At 43.4% G+C, this 14,580-nt stretch carries 19 protein-coding genes and 1 pseudogene; 11 read left to right on the top strand and 9 right to left on the bottom strand.

Annotated features, from left to right (window positions below; translation table 11 throughout):
• The first annotated feature begins 4 nt into the window (after window positions 1–4).
• Complete coding sequence (ligD, locus tag EGI32_RS01690; protein ID WP_255153624.1) at window positions 5–2,074, top strand: DNA ligase D; 2,070 nt, start codon at window positions 5–7, stop codon at window positions 2,072–2,074.
• Window positions 2,075–2,206: 132 nt separating this feature from the next.
• On the opposite strand, the gene EGI32_RS01685 is transcribed toward ligD, so the two are convergent.
• The 4 genes from EGI32_RS01685 to EGI32_RS01670 form a co-directional block, all read right to left on the bottom strand.
• Complete coding sequence (locus EGI32_RS01685; RefSeq protein WP_255153623.1) at window positions 2,207–2,509, bottom strand: hypothetical protein; 303 nt, start codon at window positions 2,507–2,509, stop codon at window positions 2,207–2,209.
• 87 nt (window positions 2,510–2,596) lie between these two features.
• Window positions 2,597–2,872 (bottom strand): YtxH domain-containing protein, encoded by a 276-nt coding sequence (locus EGI32_RS01680; protein WP_255153622.1) that lies wholly within the window; start codon window positions 2,870–2,872, stop codon window positions 2,597–2,599.
• 245 nt (window positions 2,873–3,117) lie between these two features.
• The gene (locus tag EGI32_RS01675) at window positions 3,118–3,948 is read right to left on the bottom strand and encodes an OmpA family protein (RefSeq protein WP_255153621.1); all 831 of its coding nucleotides are present in this window, start codon (window positions 3,946–3,948) and stop codon (window positions 3,118–3,120) included.
• 162 nt (window positions 3,949–4,110) lie between these two features.
• Window positions 4,111–4,326 carry a hypothetical protein gene (locus EGI32_RS01670; RefSeq protein WP_255153620.1) on the bottom strand — a complete coding sequence of 72 codons (216 nt, stop codon included), beginning with the start codon at window positions 4,324–4,326 and terminating at the stop codon, window positions 4,111–4,113.
• Between the two features lie 128 nt (window positions 4,327–4,454).
• Between EGI32_RS01670 and EGI32_RS01665 the strand changes: the two genes are divergently transcribed.
• On the top strand, window positions 4,455–5,006 hold the full coding sequence (locus EGI32_RS01665; RefSeq protein ID WP_255153619.1) for a dihydrofolate reductase family protein: 552 nt from the start codon (window positions 4,455–4,457) through the stop codon (window positions 5,004–5,006).
• Window positions 5,007–5,178: 172 nt separating this feature from the next.
• Here EGI32_RS01665 and EGI32_RS01660 read toward each other — a convergent pair whose 3' ends face one another.
• From EGI32_RS01660 to EGI32_RS01650, 3 genes and pseudogenes are all read right to left on the bottom strand, one after another.
• Window positions 5,179–5,583, bottom strand: coding sequence for a HAMP domain-containing sensor histidine kinase (locus tag EGI32_RS01660; RefSeq protein WP_255153618.1), 405 nt, complete (start codon window positions 5,581–5,583; stop codon window positions 5,179–5,181).
• Complete coding sequence (locus tag EGI32_RS01655; protein ID WP_255153617.1) at window positions 5,580–6,359, bottom strand: GAF domain-containing protein; 780 nt, start codon at window positions 6,357–6,359, stop codon at window positions 5,580–5,582. The genes EGI32_RS01660 and EGI32_RS01655 overlap by 4 nt, the downstream gene beginning before the upstream one ends.
• Window positions 6,360–6,584: 225 nt before the next feature.
• A pseudogene (locus EGI32_RS01650) lies at window positions 6,585–7,211 on the bottom strand (FAD-dependent oxidoreductase); the annotation flags it as partial.
• A 255-nt stretch (window positions 7,212–7,466) separates the two neighbouring features.
• On the opposite strand from EGI32_RS01650, the gene EGI32_RS01645 reads away from it, so the two are divergent.
• The 6 genes from EGI32_RS01645 to EGI32_RS01620 all read left to right on the top strand — a co-directional run bounded on the left by EGI32_RS01645 (window position 7,467) and on the right by EGI32_RS01620 (window position 11,511).
• Window positions 7,467–7,787 (top strand): hypothetical protein, encoded by a 321-nt coding sequence (locus tag EGI32_RS01645; protein ID WP_255153616.1) that lies wholly within the window; start codon window positions 7,467–7,469, stop codon window positions 7,785–7,787.
• A gap of 3 nt (window positions 7,788–7,790) precedes the next feature.
• Window positions 7,791–8,456 (top strand): hypothetical protein, encoded by a 666-nt coding sequence (locus EGI32_RS01640; protein WP_255153615.1) that lies wholly within the window; start codon window positions 7,791–7,793, stop codon window positions 8,454–8,456.
• Window positions 8,396–9,205, top strand: coding sequence for a sensor histidine kinase (locus EGI32_RS01635; protein WP_255153614.1), 810 nt, complete (start codon window positions 8,396–8,398; stop codon window positions 9,203–9,205). Before EGI32_RS01640 ends, EGI32_RS01635 begins: the two co-directional genes overlap by 61 nt.
• Window positions 9,202–9,831, top strand: coding sequence for a response regulator transcription factor (locus EGI32_RS01630; RefSeq protein WP_255153613.1), 630 nt, complete (start codon window positions 9,202–9,204; stop codon window positions 9,829–9,831). The genes EGI32_RS01635 and EGI32_RS01630 overlap by 4 nt, the downstream gene beginning before the upstream one ends.
• 569 nt (window positions 9,832–10,400) lie before the next feature.
• Window positions 10,401–10,739 (top strand): zinc ribbon domain-containing protein YjdM, encoded by a 339-nt coding sequence (locus tag EGI32_RS01625; RefSeq protein ID WP_255153612.1) that lies wholly within the window; start codon window positions 10,401–10,403, stop codon window positions 10,737–10,739.
• 253 nt (window positions 10,740–10,992) lie between these two features.
• Window positions 10,993–11,511 carry a hypothetical protein gene (locus EGI32_RS01620; protein ID WP_255153611.1) on the top strand — a complete coding sequence of 173 codons (519 nt, stop codon included), beginning with the start codon at window positions 10,993–10,995 and terminating at the stop codon, window positions 11,509–11,511.
• Between the two features lie 177 nt (window positions 11,512–11,688).
• Here the strand turns inward: EGI32_RS01620 and EGI32_RS01615 are convergent, their stop codons facing one another.
• Window positions 11,689–12,405 carry an ImmA/IrrE family metallo-endopeptidase gene (locus tag EGI32_RS01615; protein ID WP_255153610.1) on the bottom strand — a complete coding sequence of 239 codons (717 nt, stop codon included), beginning with the start codon at window positions 12,403–12,405 and terminating at the stop codon, window positions 11,689–11,691.
• A gap of 23 nt (window positions 12,406–12,428) precedes the next feature.
• Here EGI32_RS01615 and EGI32_RS01610 point away from each other — a divergent pair, with 23 nt between their 5' ends.
• Window positions 12,429–13,028, top strand: coding sequence for a restriction endonuclease (locus tag EGI32_RS01610; protein ID WP_255153609.1), 600 nt, complete (start codon window positions 12,429–12,431; stop codon window positions 13,026–13,028).
• 132 nt (window positions 13,029–13,160) lie between these two features.
• Here EGI32_RS01610 and EGI32_RS01605 read toward each other — a convergent pair whose 3' ends face one another.
• A complete protein-coding gene (locus EGI32_RS01605; protein WP_255153608.1) occupies window positions 13,161–13,385 on the bottom strand; it encodes a helix-turn-helix domain-containing protein in 225 nt (74 codons plus the stop codon).
• Window positions 13,386–13,826: 441 nt separating this feature from the next.
• Between EGI32_RS01605 and EGI32_RS01600 the strand changes: the two genes are divergently transcribed.
• Both EGI32_RS01600 and EGI32_RS01595 read left to right on the top strand, forming a co-directional pair.
• A complete protein-coding gene (locus EGI32_RS01600; protein WP_255153607.1) occupies window positions 13,827–14,087 on the top strand; it encodes a hypothetical protein in 261 nt (86 codons plus the stop codon).
• 90 nt (window positions 14,088–14,177) lie between these two features.
• Complete coding sequence (locus EGI32_RS01595) at window positions 14,178–14,423, top strand: hypothetical protein (RefSeq protein WP_255153606.1); 246 nt, start codon at window positions 14,178–14,180, stop codon at window positions 14,421–14,423.
• Window positions 14,424–14,580 lie beyond the last annotated feature (157 nt).

The raw sequence follows: 14,580 nt of genomic DNA, 5'->3' as shown, positions 1-14,580 counted from the left end.
TTACATGGCAACATCTACGAGAAAAAAAAATATCCCGGGTATCCCCATAGTGACTGCATCAAAACGTACAACTGATATTTCCGGGTTGCTAAAAAAAGGAAAACCTTCCCCGGCTCCCAAATTCATTTCCCCCATGCTCGCTACGCTCACCGATCAGCCATTCGATACCCCCGGCTGGTTGTACGAGATCAAATGGGACGGCTATCGCGCCGTAGCACATTGTTACAAAAAAAAGGTTTCCCTGCTTTCGCGGAATAACAAATCATTCGATGAAAAATTTTATCCTATTTATGATGAGTTGAAAAAAATGAACCTCAATGCGGTACTGGATGGCGAAGTGATTGTGGCGGATGAAAAAGGGATGGCCAATTTTGGTTTGCTGCAAAACTGGCGCAGCGAAGCCGATGGACAACTTCTGTATTATGTATTCGATCTTCCATGGTACAATGGCAAAGATCTTTGCCATCTACCATTTACGGATAGACGAAAAATATTAAAATCGATTTTACCAGCTTCCGGAAATATTTTGCTGAGCGCAGATGTGGAAAGCTCCGGAACAGAATTTTTTGCGGCAGCGGAAAAACTGGGGCTGGAAGGCATCATGGCCAAAAAAGCAGACTCGGAATATTTCCCCGGCGCACGTTCTGCCGATTGGCTGAAGATAAAAACACAGTTGCGCCATGAAGTAGTGATCGGGGGCTTCACCCGGAATGAAGGTACGGCCAAACAATTCAGCTCATTACTTGTGGGTTTGTTTGAAAATAAAAAACTGGTCTACACCGGCAAGATCGGCACCGGCTTTACTGAAAAGGTGCAGAAGGATATGATGAAATTATTCAGCCCGCTGATCGTAAAAACATCGCCGTTTGAGGAAGTGCCCGATGTAAATAAATCATCCCGTTTCAGGCCAACACCACCAAAAGCGCAGGCTACATGGCTGAAGCCAAAACTCGTGTGTGAGGTTTCTTACCGTGAAATTACCAGTGATGGCGTGATGCGGCATCCTTCGTTTGAGGGCATGCGGACTGATAAAGCAGCTACTGCTGTACACCGTGATAAAACGGTAAAAGCGCCCGCGACCGTGATAAGATCTGCGGCAGTTTCGAAAGCATTGAAAAAAGTGGCGCCCAAAACATCCGGCCATACGCTCCTGAATCCATCTGATGAAACGCAGGTGCGAAAAGTGAAAGGGCACGAATTGAAATTTTCCAACCTTCACAAAATATTCTGGCCAAAAGAAAAGATCACCAAACGCGATCTCATCAATTATTATTACCAGATGGCGCCGTATATTTTACCATATCTTAAAGACAGGCCGCAGTCGCTCAACCGTTTTCCCAATGGCATCAACGGCAAGAGTTTTTACCAGAAAGATGTTACCGGCAAAGTGCCATCATGGATCAATACATTTCCTTACAGCAGCGAAGGGGTCGATAAGAATTTCATGCTTTGCAATGATGAAGCGGCATTATTGTATATGGCCAATCTCGGTTGTATCGAAATGAATCCCTGGAGCAGTACGTATAAAAAGCCTTCCAATCCGGATTGGTGCATCATAGATCTTGATCCGGATAAAAATCATTTTGATCAGGTGATCGAGACAGCCAATGTCACCCGCGACATCCTCGCAGGTGCGGGAGTGGATTGTTATTGTAAAACTTCCGGCTCCACCGGATTGCACATTTACGTTCCGTTGGCTAAAAAATATGACTACGAAATTTCGAAAGAGTTCGGCAAGCTGATCGCCCATCTGGTACAGGAACAATTGCCAAAATTTACCAGTATCGAACGGCTTACTTCCAACCGGCGGGGAAAGCTTTATATCGATTTTCTACAAAACCGTCCGCAGGCGACGCTCGTAGCTGCATATTCCGTCCGGCCGAAACCCGGCGCCACAGTGTCGATGCCCTTGCATTGGGATGAGGTAAAAAAAGGGATGAAGATGACGGATTTCAACATTCATACGGCAGTGGAAAGAGTAAAAGAAATGGGTGATATTTTTAAACCGGTGTTGGGGAAAGGAGCAGATATAGGGAAAGCAATAAAAAAACTAAATGAAATGTATGATGTATGATGTGAGATGTCTTCGTGGTTGAAGTAATCTATAATATCGATCACTTTAACGAGTTAATATTTATACAATCATCCATTGCAGATCATATATCATATATCATACATCATACATCATATATCATATATCATAGATTTAAAACGGTAGAAATCTCCGAACGGTTTTCTTAAGGAAAAATCCACCGATCTTCTTGAAATTTTTTGCAAGGAGTTTTCCTGTGAGGGCTACCACACCTACGCCTGCACCGGCTTTCAGCAGCATTTCGCCTTTTGAATCGGAGTGCATCATATTGGAAACCCCACGTTTGAGTATATTCTTTGGTTTTATCCAATCCTTCGCATCCTGAAGTTTTGTTTTAAATTCCTGCTCCTGGCTGATGCGCTTAGCATTGAGCCCGGTCATGGCCAGTTGGAGTTCTTCGGTGGTAGTGATGGACATAAGGGAGAATTAATAGGTAGTAGAGTAGGCTAAAATTACTTTCCCCCGGCGCATTGCTGCTGCGGGGGAAAGTAAAAGGATCAATCTTTACATGGCGTATTTGGCGTCATGTTTAACTTCTTCGGCGTTACGTTTTCCTTTTTCCAGTATGTCGCTGCCGGTACTTTTTGCCTTGCCATATTGTTGTTTGAGCGTTTCACCCAATTCGTTGAATTTGGTCTTCACCACTTCGCTCCAGTCTCCGCCTTTTTCAGCCATCATTTTCCTGAATTTTTTTCCTTTTTTGGTCGCAAACAATGTGTATACGATTGCTCCTGCTGCTGCCCCGATCACCAATCCTTTTATAACTTTTGACTTGTTCATGGTTGTTAATTTTTAAGATGATATAAAATATATGTTAGCAAATTATTTCTGTGCAAAATGTTCTACAAACGTCTACCGTATATTCGTTTAATAAAAAAATACATACGTTTCTAAGCGTTTGTATACGTATAGTCTTGCATAGATTGTGCCAACTGTCGTTGGCGGAGCGTTCGGGCAAATGAATTTATTCCCTTGGGTCGAATTTCCATTGCCCCGTATGCAGGCCGGGGCAACGGAAATTCGAACTATTTCCTCAGGATCTTTATCTCCACCCGCCTGTTGCCGGTCCTTTCTTCCTCCGTTTTTTCCGGATAAGGCGTTAGTGGCTGCTGATGGCCAAAACCTTTGAAGCGTAACCTCGAAGAAGCAATTCCATTCTGATTCAGATAAGTACAAATTTCCCTCGCCCTGTTTACCGAAAGATCTCTTGTATGTGTACCGATATCCAGTCCATCGCCCTCACCTTCCTGGCAACAGATATGTCCTTCTACCGCTATTTCGAGTGCGGGATTTTTCTTCATGTAATCGAGCAGTTCGAGCAGTACGGGTAGCGATTGCGGAACGATCACATGTGTGCCACCATAAAAATTCATGTTCTTCAAAACGATGTTTTTGCCAACAGTATTTTTCGTATCGTCCAGTTCCTGGGTGAGTGTTTTTACAAGGGGTTCTTTCTCCATCAACTCATCATCACCCGTTACAATTTCTACCCGGCGATTGAGATACATCTCATTTTCGCCACGGTTGCGGTTGAGCGGACGGCGCTTGCCGAATCCTTTTTCTTCCGTGATAGCCTCCGGGGAAACCCCTTTTTTTACCAGGTAATTTTTTACCGCATGCGTTCTTTTCAGCGACAATACATCGTTGTATTCATATCCCGCCATCACGTCGCAATGCCCGTACAGCTTCATTTTGATGCCCTTGGGATTTGCTTTTACAAAACTATCGAGGCTTGTGGTGGCATCCATGGTAAGGGTGAATTTATCGGTATCGAAGTGTACGTCGAAAGATGAATTGGTTTGCGCCTTGCTCATAACGGTCATGCACAGGAAGACCGGCAGTAAAAATTTTATCATACAAAGTTGTTTTGCATGATAAACGGGTGGGGCGGTTAAAATGGTTGGGTCAAGAAATAAGGAATAAGAAATGTTGAATAAAAAATAAGAAAGTGTTACAACATTATAAGCATGGCAACTCATGATGTTCCCGCACTTTCTTATTTTTTATGTATTTCCCCTCTATCGCCTCAACTCCACCGAATGCGTAAAAATATACCAGCCGCTGATCGTGAGTAATCCAAACAATACTACGCTGATCGCCACCGCTATGAGGCCGGCATAAGGCGATTCTTTCTTCAGCAACGATCTGTGCACTTGTTTACCGGTAAGGTACGATATCCAGAGTATGATAATAAGAGGAATGATGATGAAGATCAGCAGCAGCAATAACATCATATTAATTAAGAATTAAGAATTGAAATACAAGGGTTATTCCAGGGGAAGATCATATGGGTTATTGCCGGAAGCCTTATCTTCACAACCCGGGTACAGCCAGTTGATATTTATTTAAAAATAAAGAAAATATGCGTAAACTAATCGCGGCGATCAACATGACAGTCGATGGTTTCTGCGACCATACCGCCGGTATTCCTGATGAAGCAATACATAAGCATTATACCGGTCTTTTGAATGATGCAGGTGTTATTTTATATGGCAGAAAAACTTTTCAATTGATGGAGTACTGGAAATCTGTTTTGAAAGATCCAACCGCCGAGCCGTCCATGGAAGAATTTGCCATAGCGATCGACAAGATCCCAAAGATCGTTTTTTCCCGCACCCTGCAAAATACCGGCTGGAAAAGCGCCCGCCTGGCAGATCAGGATCCCGCAGAAGAAGTATCCGCTCTACGCCGGCAGCCCGGGAAGGACATACTGGTGGGCAGTCCCGGTTTGATCGTGGCCCTTACCAAACTTAACCTGATAGACGAATACCAGCTCTGCATACATCCCGTTGTGACCGGGAGCGGATTGCCGCTGTTTAGAGATATCACCGAAACGATCAACCTTCAACTTGTAAAAACCAAACCCTTTGCAGGCGGGGCGATCATTTTATATTATCAGCCCAAACGGGTGTAGGGTGAATGTACAGCTTCTAAACTATGTATTCAGCTCTTTGTTCATGTGACAATGAAGTATTGTGGGTTTCAAAAAAAAGGTTCATCCCGGTGGAAATTTCAAAAAATGAGGACGATAGAAACTACCCATGAACTTACTCGGTGATATAGATAAGGAGATGCTCTTTAGGATTTCATCGCACAGGCATTTCCAATGTAAACTTCGTGGATTTGTTGTCAGAGGAACTCGTCAAAGTACCGCCATGCGCCTTGGCTATTTCTGCGGCAATGTAAAGCCCCAGCCCCAGGCCTTGCTGCCCCTTGTTTTCTTCGCTACGCGAAAACGGCTGAAATAATTTCGCCATTTTTTCCGCAGGTATCGGCTCGCCCTTATTGATCACAGAAAGAGTGAACGTATCGTTGGTGGTAATGGCTTTCACTATTACCGGCTCGCCGGGTTTGCCATAAGATACCGCGTTGCGCAGCAGGTTAGAAAACAATTGCGCCACCCTGTTGGCATCGCAATATACAGGCAGCGATAAGTCAAATTGTGTCTGTATGAGTTGCTCCGGCTTCGATACTTCTATTTCTGCTATCACCTGCAGCAGTGTTTGCGCAGGCTGGTATTGGAAGTGGCATTGAGCACGATGCCGTCGCCCAGGTGGCCCATGGCGAAATCGAGCATGTTATCGATGAGTATATTGATGCGTTTGGTACTGTTGTGGATCAATGAAGCCATCCTGGTAACGTGTTCATCCGGCGAAAGTTGCAGCAGGAATTGAGCGCTGGTAGAGATGGCCGTAACCGGGTTGCGCAGGTCGTGCCCGAGTATGGCAATGAACTGTTCCCGCATCCGCGATTGTTTCTGTTCGTTCTGCAGCAAGCTTTCGGCTACCTGCAGTTCTTCCCCGGCACTCAGGTGAAAGGAGATAAGGTCGCTGAAGAGACGGAAGAGCCCCATTGTTTCATCCGTTTTTACAACATGGGGATTGGGGTCGATGGCGCAGAGCGTGCCGAAGAACTCCCCGTTGCGAAGTATAATGGGGAACGAAATGTAACTCTGCAACCCATACATCGCGGGAGTATGATGCATGGCAAACTGCGCATCTTTTGCCACATGGTCTATCACCACCGGTTCACGGCTCTGTCTTATCTCATCACAGATGGTGGTCTTCACCGGCAGTTCTCCACCAGGCCCCAGGCCGAACGATATCTCGTCGCGTACGCAACAGGCCATCCACCTGTCTTCCGTTACCTTGGCTACGGCGGCAAAGCCCATACCGGTGCTGTGGCACACCACTTCAAGTAATGTATCTATCAGGGGAATGTTACTTACGGCTGCTATGGCGGGATCTGCTATCGGTGTTTGTTTCAAATTTACTGGTATGGGGGACAAATTGGATACAAGGTAAAATTTTTGTTTCATGCGGCAACAATGTGTGCAGAAGTAATGGTGTCTACTGTTCATCTACACTTTCCCCCGGTACGTACAGGTTCCTGCTTCGGCTTTTTTAAACTTCACTCCCGGGTTGTTAAACATTATATCCTGCAACATTTTATCAATATTTTATAATGTTCGTTATTCTGCTTCGTACTATTTTTACATCCCACACCACATCATGAATACACCTGTTATCACCGCCGCCAATCTCCACGTAAAAACACTGGAATACCTCATCGAACTTTGGGATAAGGACCTGCTTCCCGACGACATGAAAGAATATGTTATGGAAGAAGTACCCATCCTGAAGTTGTTGTACAAGGATAAGATGGGAAGCGTTGAATCCCTTAACGTTGACTTTGCTGAAGTAAGCCGGTAAACAGGGGCTTCAAAACATTCCGGGGTATTAAAGGAGCGCAGTGCTTTCGCCAGTATTTCTTCTTCTGTGTTATGGATGATGACCGATGAGGAAGCCCGCATCTTCGGGCCTGCATTTTTCTGCAAACCAACAAACAATTTTACCACGTTTCCAAAACCTATGTTGTCTGCTGCCTGCCGGTAAGAGGGGAGGGCAGGCGTGAAGCGGATGCTGTTTTCATGTTTGTTGCCCGATAACAAACTGACCGGAAGGGTGATCAGTATTTTGGATGCTTCCAGGTGCATCCCGTTATCCGTACTTACCTGAACCTGGTGGTTGTACCAGTCGACAGGCTTCACTTTCGTATCGTAAATAATTTTTACGCCAGACTTCAGCAATTCTTCTGTGAGCCATTGCACCAGCGCACCATATCCCTTTTCGGATCCCTAATGTATGATGTATGATGTATGATGTATGATTTCTTCCGGGGCGAAGTTAGTTCCCATAATGATAATCTTCACGAATTACTAGATATCACAGATCATACATCATAAATCATACATTCTCCATACGTTTTTTTTCTCACATTTTCCTGCACAACTCCACGTGGTACAAACGAAAATTTACACGAACTTTATCCACGTGATCCGCAGCAATTTAGAGCTCACTAAAAACTTAAACCAATGAGCTCAAAAATTTCAGCCGACAAGGCAAAAGTTTACATTAACAATTACAGGCAGGGGCTTCCGCCGGGCGCTCTCAAAAGTGCCTGGCTCGATCGCGATTTCATCGATGCTATCCTGGCATTGGAACAAACCCATCAACTCGATGGGGTGAGGGTTTACATGGCCAGGTACAGCGAGGATGACCCGCAGGGCAGGTTCAGCGCCAATACCGACACCGTCATTATTGTGCCAACCGAAGCTGAAACGGATATAGAAGATGCGTATTTCAATTACAGTAAGATCTGCCCGCCTTATTGTAATCACGATGTAGGTGATTAAGATATGTTTACTGCAATATTGATATTTGGACTACTTACAGTTTTAACCGGCTTTGTTTTTCTGCGGAAAAACGGGCCGGTTATTTTATGGATATTACTCGCTCTCAATATCATCAGCATCATCAATGAACAACTGCTTACCGAATATTGCTGGCACTGGTGGCATATACAGCCCAATGTATTTTATAATCTTTATTCATTGATAGATATGTTGGTGTGGTTCCTCGTTTTTTATACTGTTTTTTACAGGGTACCCGGCATACGGTATATCATTTTCACTACAGGCATCGGCGTTCTTTGTTATAGCCTTGCCGAACTTTTTTTTATTTATAACTGGAGCATTTTCCATAGCCGTTCTTTTTTATGTTTCAGCGGAGCCATGCTTTTATTTTCTGCAGTATATTTTTTAAACCTGCAGCACAAGGAATCCCTTCACAACCTGCAGAAGGATTATGCCATCTGGCTTTGTGCTGCAGCAGTTTGTTTTCATTCGGTGTTTTTCATCAACCTGCTTACTGTCATCGATCCGTTGTATTGGAGTTATCCCAACACCACCCGTATTTTTCATACGTTTCAATCACTTGCCATCATCATCCATTATTTATTCATATGCATCGCATTTATTTCGTCACGTTACAGGCCGGAACAAATTCCTTCCCCTCGTACGTAGCCGGGGCAGGTATACTCGTGCTGGCTTTTTCGCTGTTTGTGATCATACAGGCCGTGTACAGCCGTATGAAAAAGAACAGGCTGCTGGCGGCCAACCAGCAGCTCTCCCAGAATTTTGAAAAAGAGCTGATGCAGACCCGCATTGATGTACAATCGGCTACGCTCGAAAGGATCGCCAACGAGCTGCATGATAATGTAGGGCAGTTGCTCAGTACTTCCAAGATGTTTCTCGGCGTGGCGGAAAGGGCGGTGGCCACTCCTGTCCCGGCGATCGCCGCTGCGGGAGAAGCCATTTCAAAAGCGATGGTGGAGATCCGCAACATGGCCAAATTCCTGGATCCCGACTGGCTGTCGCAGTTCGATCTTTACCAGGAATTGGCTACTGAAACCGACAGGATAAATGCCGCGGGCGAACTCAGCATCATTCTCCGGCGTACCAGCCATTCACTGCCCATTGTGCCGGCACAGCAATTCATCCTGTACCGTGTCATGCAGGAAGCCATCCAGAATGTACTCAAGCATGCAAAAGCCAAAAAGCTGCTCATACATATCAAATACAATGAACGTATCATCCATCTTCGCCTCAACGACGATGGCATCGGTTTCAATACACATGCCCACAGCAAAGGGCTCGGGCTGGGTATCATGCGCCACCGGATGCAAACCCTTGGTGGCAATATATCCATCCGTTCTGATTCGGAAGGCACTTCCATCCAACTCATTTTACCCATCAAACAATTGTTACCATGACCTGCGAAATTGGCGTTGTAGACGATCACCTGCTTTTTACCGGAGCCCTCACCGCCCTCATCGAAACCTTTCCCGGATTTAAAGTCACGTTGGAAGTAAATAGCGGGGAAGCGCTGCAACAGCAGCTTCCGCTCCTGAAACGTTTGCCCGATATTATTTTGCTCGATATCAAGATGCCGGGTATAAACGGTGTGGAAACCGCCCTCTGGTTGCAGGAACATTATCCCGCCATTAAAGTAGCGGCCGTTACCATGCAGGCTTCCGACCAGGACGTAGTAAATATGATCCATGCAGGTTGCTGTGCCTACCTGCTCAAAGAAACCCATCAAAACGAACTGGAACAGGCCCTGTTATCCATCGCAAAAAAAGGCTACTACCAGTCCGATCAAACGGTCAACTTTAAACGGTTGATACAGCTGGATAAAGACTTTCACAATTTTACCGAACAGGAAAAACAATTTACCAAACTGGCTTGCAGCGATGATACGTATGAATTTATCGCTTCAGAAATGAAAATATCGTTGCGTTCGGTGCAAACGCTGAGGGAGAATGTGTTCCGGAAACTCAAAGTACAAACAAGGGCGGGGATGGTGATGGAAGCGGTGAAGAAGGGGTTGGCAGGGTAGTTGAAAATTAAAAATTAGACATGTTGTTTCCGGATCAACGGCGTTTCTCGGCGGCAGCGGCTAGGTATGCCACGAATGCACGAATTAGTTCTTTTGCAATGAGGGAGGAAAAGTTGCCGGGAAGACGGGAAGAAGTCAGGATAGTTTACTTGACTTCTTCCCATCTTCCCGGCAAAAAAAGCCACTCTGTTTCTGGGCAGCAGTAGCTAGATATGCCACGAATGCACGAATTATTTCTTTTGTAATAGTGGGAGGAAAAGTTTGCTGGGAAGACGGGAAGAAGCCAGGGTAATTTACTTGACTTCTTCCCGTCTTCCCGGCAAAAAAAAAAGCCACTCTGTTTCTGGGCAGCAGTAGCTAGATATGCCACGAATGCACGAATTATTTCTTTTGTAATAGTGGGAGGAAAAGTTTGCCGGGAAGACGGGAAGAGGCCAGGATAATTTACTTGACTTCTTCCCGTCTTCCCGGCAAAAAAAAGCCACTCTGTTTCTCGGCGGCTAGATATGCCACGTATATTTAAAAAGAACTTTATCTTTGCGGCCTTTTAACACTTAAACTCATTTCACATGAATCTTCTTCCTCCCTGTCCCTTGTGTAAATCCACGTATACTTACGAGATGGATGAATTGCTGGTATGCCCCGAATGTGGCCACGAATGGTCTCTGCAAACTGAAGTAGCGGAAGAAGAAGGGTTTGTGGTAAAAGATGCCAATGGCCATATCCTTGCCAATGGCGATACGGTGATCACTATCAAAAATTTACCGGTGAAGGGCGCTTCCCAGAGCATCAAAGCAGGCACTAAAGTAAAGAACATCCGCCTGGTAGATAGCGATCATAATATTGATTGCAAGATCGATGGGTTTGGTGCGATGGCGCTGAAATCGGAGTTTGTGAAGAAGGTGTAAAGGGGGATGGACAGCACAGATTGAAATTGCCACGGGCTGCGGCCCGTAGGTAATATATATTTAACCCCTTCGGGGTTTGAGAGTTTACGCATGAGAGGGGTTGTTTGAACGAAAGTCATACTGTATTGGGTGGCGGTATCCATACTGGTCAGATTGGGCAATGATGTATTTTACACCAACGTTGGCGAAATATTTGCAATTGTAGCTTTTCCATTAAATTACTTACGGTTTACAACTCATCAAATAAAAAAATATGAAAATCGATGTATCAGTTGTAATCTCTTGTATTTCGGCATTCGTAGCATTATTTGCTGCACTTGTTAGTTATAAGGTTTACAGAAATTCGCGTACTCTTGAAAATGAAAATCACATTTATAAATATCAACTAGATCACTTTCAACCTCTGGTTGTGGCTGCTTATGAAATGCTAGATGTTATTGATGAAAATATTGCTGCTGTAAAAGAAATTCAAGTTTACGATGATGAAATGATAGAGGAAGTTGAAGAAGATTTGGATGACGCAACAGATTTATTCCGGGGCGCCTTGATTGAACATTCACTTTTTCTTCCTACGGAGATTGTCAAAAAGCTAGAAAATTTCTATGAGGCTGTATTTGCCATTGTTGACGTGGACTTTTATGATTTGGCAAAGGCAGATTTCGATTACGAAGAGTTCGAAAATCAATTTATGAATATAGTGAATCAATTGCGTAATGAGACCTTTATCGATGAGATGAATCTCAAACTTAGAAAAAGACTTAAGGGGAAGTAAACTTTGACTAATTGCCTATTTCTAAAAAATATGTTTAAAGACTCGCTTCGTTTATTTGAGGGCAATATGACTAAAAGCTAATTGGAATCAGTTACTTGCTCCGAGTTTGTTTAATGAGTAGCAAAGATTATTGACCACACAGATAAACCTTAACAACAAACTACTTTTTTGAATGCCTTATGAATATTTAGAATTTCGCAATACTTCATTTAAAGACTGGTACCCTTGCCTCCTATCATCAATCAATTTTAATTTAAGCAGCCGGTATTCAACTACCGATTTCGAAACCCCGAATTTCAAACTCAGCAAATTGATTAACTGGAAAAATGATTGTTGATTGCAAGGTTGGTTGTCCACAAAAATGGCCCCCGTACGAGAGATGCCCAGCTGTTTTTGACAACTCACTAATGCAGTTTTTAAGATTTCAGTTGGCAATAAAAGGCAAGAGGCGTAAGTATTTGCTTGCCATTCCATCCAGTCGATATCACTTTTGAGATCTCTTTTAAAGAAAGGGGCTGTTGCGGTTTCTGTAGGGATATCCTCATCCGTTTCATCATATTTGATTTTCAAGTTACGATGGAGAGCCAGATGCCCTAATTCGTGGGCAAGTGTAAAATTAAATTTTGCCAAATCGTCTTTCAAAGAAACGTCTATCAGTATAATTCTTTTTGCAGGATTAAAAGCGCCAAGTAATTTGTAGTTATCATTATTGAAACCCAAGCTAGTATCAAAATCAAAAATTATTTTATGTTTTTCTTTTAAAAAATCTACAATTGAAAGGAGTGGAGTGGAAAGGTAATGTTTAAAGTAAGACGGATGGAAATGTAGTAAAAGCTTTGTAGCTTTATTTTCAATATCATTTGAATTTATCTTTACTAATCCTTCAACTGTCATACAATCAAAATTATAGCAATAAGATGAATTCTACTAAAAAGGGTGATTTGTTTGAAGAAAGGGTATACAACGTTTTATTGCAGGCCATGATGAATGAGGAACTTTTTGTTTCCCCCACACACTCATTTATATTTAAAAAGAAGAGTTATTTTTCGAAAGACAGGGAAAAAGATATAATTTTTGATCTTGCAATAGAATCATATAGACCAGGGGCGGTTAGTCCCAATTTGATAATTTTAATTGAATGTAAAGATTATGATTCTCCTGTTTCAATTGATAATTTGGAAGAATTCTATGCCAAAAAAGAGCAGGTGGCCAGAGCTAATTGTAAATGCCTTTTCTTTTCAACTTCAAGTTTGCAGGCTGCTGCGTTTACATATGCGAGTAATCTCAACATCGGGGTAGTTCGGTTATTGAGCGATGAATCAATGGAATGGCTAATAGAAAGAACAAATATCCACTTACAAACCACTGACCAAAGTGCTCAAACTATTAATGTCATCAATGGAATAACTAACGAATATTTTGTGAGTACTCGGAAAAATACTTTTGGATTTGCGGAACAGACTCCATTTTATTCAATAGAAGAGTTATTGAAAGTTTTGCTTTTAAGTATTGATTAGGTATTAGCCATACCCAGGGCAATGTAATGTTAGTCTATTTATTTTGCCATGCTGATGCATGTGGGTAATAGGATTATATCCCTTTGGGGGTTGGAGCCCTTATCGTAGCGGAGATAACGGCAACAACGGCATTCAAAAATCCAGCAACCTCTTCGGTGGTACCTCCAATCCCCGCGCCAGCTCCACAATCGTAGCCAACGTTATATTCTTCTTCCCATGCTCTATCTTCGAAATATTACTCTCATCCAAATCACAGTTATACGATAATTTCAAAAGAGATAATTTTTTACTTTCCCTGATCTTTTGAAGATTTTCACCGAATTGCACTTTCAATAATTGTAATTCTTCCTTAGTCATCGTTTCCTTGAATTGTGACTAATCAAGGTGACTTTATTTTTGAAAATTTACACGGTACATAAATACCGTTATCCAAAATATTAATTATATTGTGACGCAATTGTTTTTTTAATCAACTGCATTGTATACAATCTGCGTCTGCGCAATGAAATACTTCGCTGCATCCGCTTTGAGTCTCGTTCTGAAATCTGGTAAATTGAATGCACAGAGACGACAATAAGGATGGCCACGTGTTGGGCGTGGCCTGCCTTCTTTGTGTTATGCTATTGCCTTTTTTCTAACTGGTAAGTAGTGCTCCCGCACATCTGTGCAGGATATAAAAAGCAGGTGTCGCCCGGTGATGCCGCTTCCACTCCAAAAGACTCCCGAGTACCCGAACCATCCATCCGGACGTGTTCCTGCTACACCATACATCCCAATTAATTTATAAAACCACGCTTTATGAAAATGACAGAAGTAACGGCCCTTGCCGTACAGTACGATGCCTTACTATGCCGGTATGCCCGGCTGATGACCAAAAGCCAACGCGTGGCCGAACGCCTGGTGATAGAAGTATTTGAAGAATACTACGAAACCAATGTGCTCATGCCGCCCAACGTATTGCGCATCTGGCTCAAAAGCCGCGTACTCCGCAAATGCAACCATTACAAACGAAGCCTTGCTTTCCTCGCCACACCGCATACCAACCCACAAGCAAACTAAACAGTCAATTAAGAATTAAGAATGTAAAAGCGAAGGTGGCCGCTGACAATATTAACCCGCAACCCATCACCCGTAACTTATCACGCACACATGAACCAACTCTCACCACATTACCACGATCTGCTTTACCGCTACGCACGCCGCATAGTGCAGCACCCGCTTGTGGCCATCATTATCGTGGATGAAGTAAATGCGTTGTACAAAAAGCAGGCGAAGGATTCAAAGGCAGATGAAGTGCGGGAATTCCTTCATACCACTACGCTGCAGAAATGCAGGTCATGGATGGATGCGAAGGATAATGTGCTGGATGCACGGCAACCCAAACAACCCACTTAGACAATTAAGAATTAAGAATTAAGAATGGTGGAAGGGTTGAAACTCTTTTATTTAGGCAACATTATTTAAGATGAAGTTTCCCCTACCCAATTATTAATTATTAATTATTAATTCTTCATTCTGCACAGCCACCAATAGAAGATCCTTCGGCTTTCTG

Source organism: Ferruginibacter sp. HRS2-29, assembly GCF_024343615.1.
Taxonomy (GTDB): Bacteria; Bacteroidota; Bacteroidia; order Chitinophagales; family Chitinophagaceae; genus Ferruginibacter.
This window is presented reverse-complemented; position numbering and strand designations above follow the sequence as displayed.

What these genes read in the sequence shown, in the direction of transcription:
- EGI32_RS01630 (WP_255153613.1), top strand. Translation starts at nt 9,202, where the DNA reads ATGACCTGCGAAATTGGCGTTGTAGACGATCACCTGCTTTTTACCGGA.
- EGI32_RS01610 (WP_255153609.1), top strand. Translation starts at nt 12,429, where the DNA reads ATGAATTCTACTAAAAAGGGTGATTTGTTTGAAGAAAGGGTATACAAC.
- EGI32_RS01635 (WP_255153614.1), top strand. Translation starts at nt 8,396, where the DNA reads ATGCATCGCATTTATTTCGTCACGTTACAGGCCGGAACAAATTCCTTC.
- EGI32_RS01675 (WP_255153621.1), bottom strand. Translation starts at nt 3,948, where the DNA reads ATGATAAAATTTTTACTGCCGGTCTTCCTGTGCATGACCGTTATGAGC.
- EGI32_RS01600 (WP_255153607.1), top strand. Translation starts at nt 13,827, where the DNA reads ATGAAAATGACAGAAGTAACGGCCCTTGCCGTACAGTACGATGCCTTA.
- EGI32_RS01645 (WP_255153616.1), top strand. Translation starts at nt 7,467, where the DNA reads ATGAGCTCAAAAATTTCAGCCGACAAGGCAAAAGTTTACATTAACAAT.
- ligD (WP_255153624.1), top strand. Translation starts at nt 5, where the DNA reads ATGGCAACATCTACGAGAAAAAAAAATATCCCGGGTATCCCCATAGTG.
- EGI32_RS01665 (WP_255153619.1), top strand. Translation starts at nt 4,455, where the DNA reads ATGCGTAAACTAATCGCGGCGATCAACATGACAGTCGATGGTTTCTGC.
- EGI32_RS01670 (WP_255153620.1), bottom strand. Translation starts at nt 4,326, where the DNA reads ATGATGTTATTGCTGCTGCTGATCTTCATCATCATTCCTCTTATTATC.
- EGI32_RS01620 (WP_255153611.1), top strand. Translation starts at nt 10,993, where the DNA reads ATGAAAATCGATGTATCAGTTGTAATCTCTTGTATTTCGGCATTCGTA.
- EGI32_RS01685 (WP_255153623.1), bottom strand. Translation starts at nt 2,509, where the DNA reads ATGTCCATCACTACCACCGAAGAACTCCAACTGGCCATGACCGGGCTC.
- EGI32_RS01595 (WP_255153606.1), top strand. Translation starts at nt 14,178, where the DNA reads ATGAACCAACTCTCACCACATTACCACGATCTGCTTTACCGCTACGCA.
- EGI32_RS01605 (WP_255153608.1), bottom strand. Translation starts at nt 13,385, where the DNA reads ATGACTAAGGAAGAATTACAATTATTGAAAGTGCAATTCGGTGAAAAT.
- EGI32_RS01615 (WP_255153610.1), bottom strand. Translation starts at nt 12,405, where the DNA reads ATGACAGTTGAAGGATTAGTAAAGATAAATTCAAATGATATTGAAAAT.
- EGI32_RS01680 (WP_255153622.1), bottom strand. Translation starts at nt 2,872, where the DNA reads ATGAACAAGTCAAAAGTTATAAAAGGATTGGTGATCGGGGCAGCAGCA.
- EGI32_RS01640 (WP_255153615.1), top strand. Translation starts at nt 7,791, where the DNA reads ATGTTTACTGCAATATTGATATTTGGACTACTTACAGTTTTAACCGGC.
- EGI32_RS01625 (WP_255153612.1), top strand. Translation starts at nt 10,401, where the DNA reads ATGAATCTTCTTCCTCCCTGTCCCTTGTGTAAATCCACGTATACTTAC.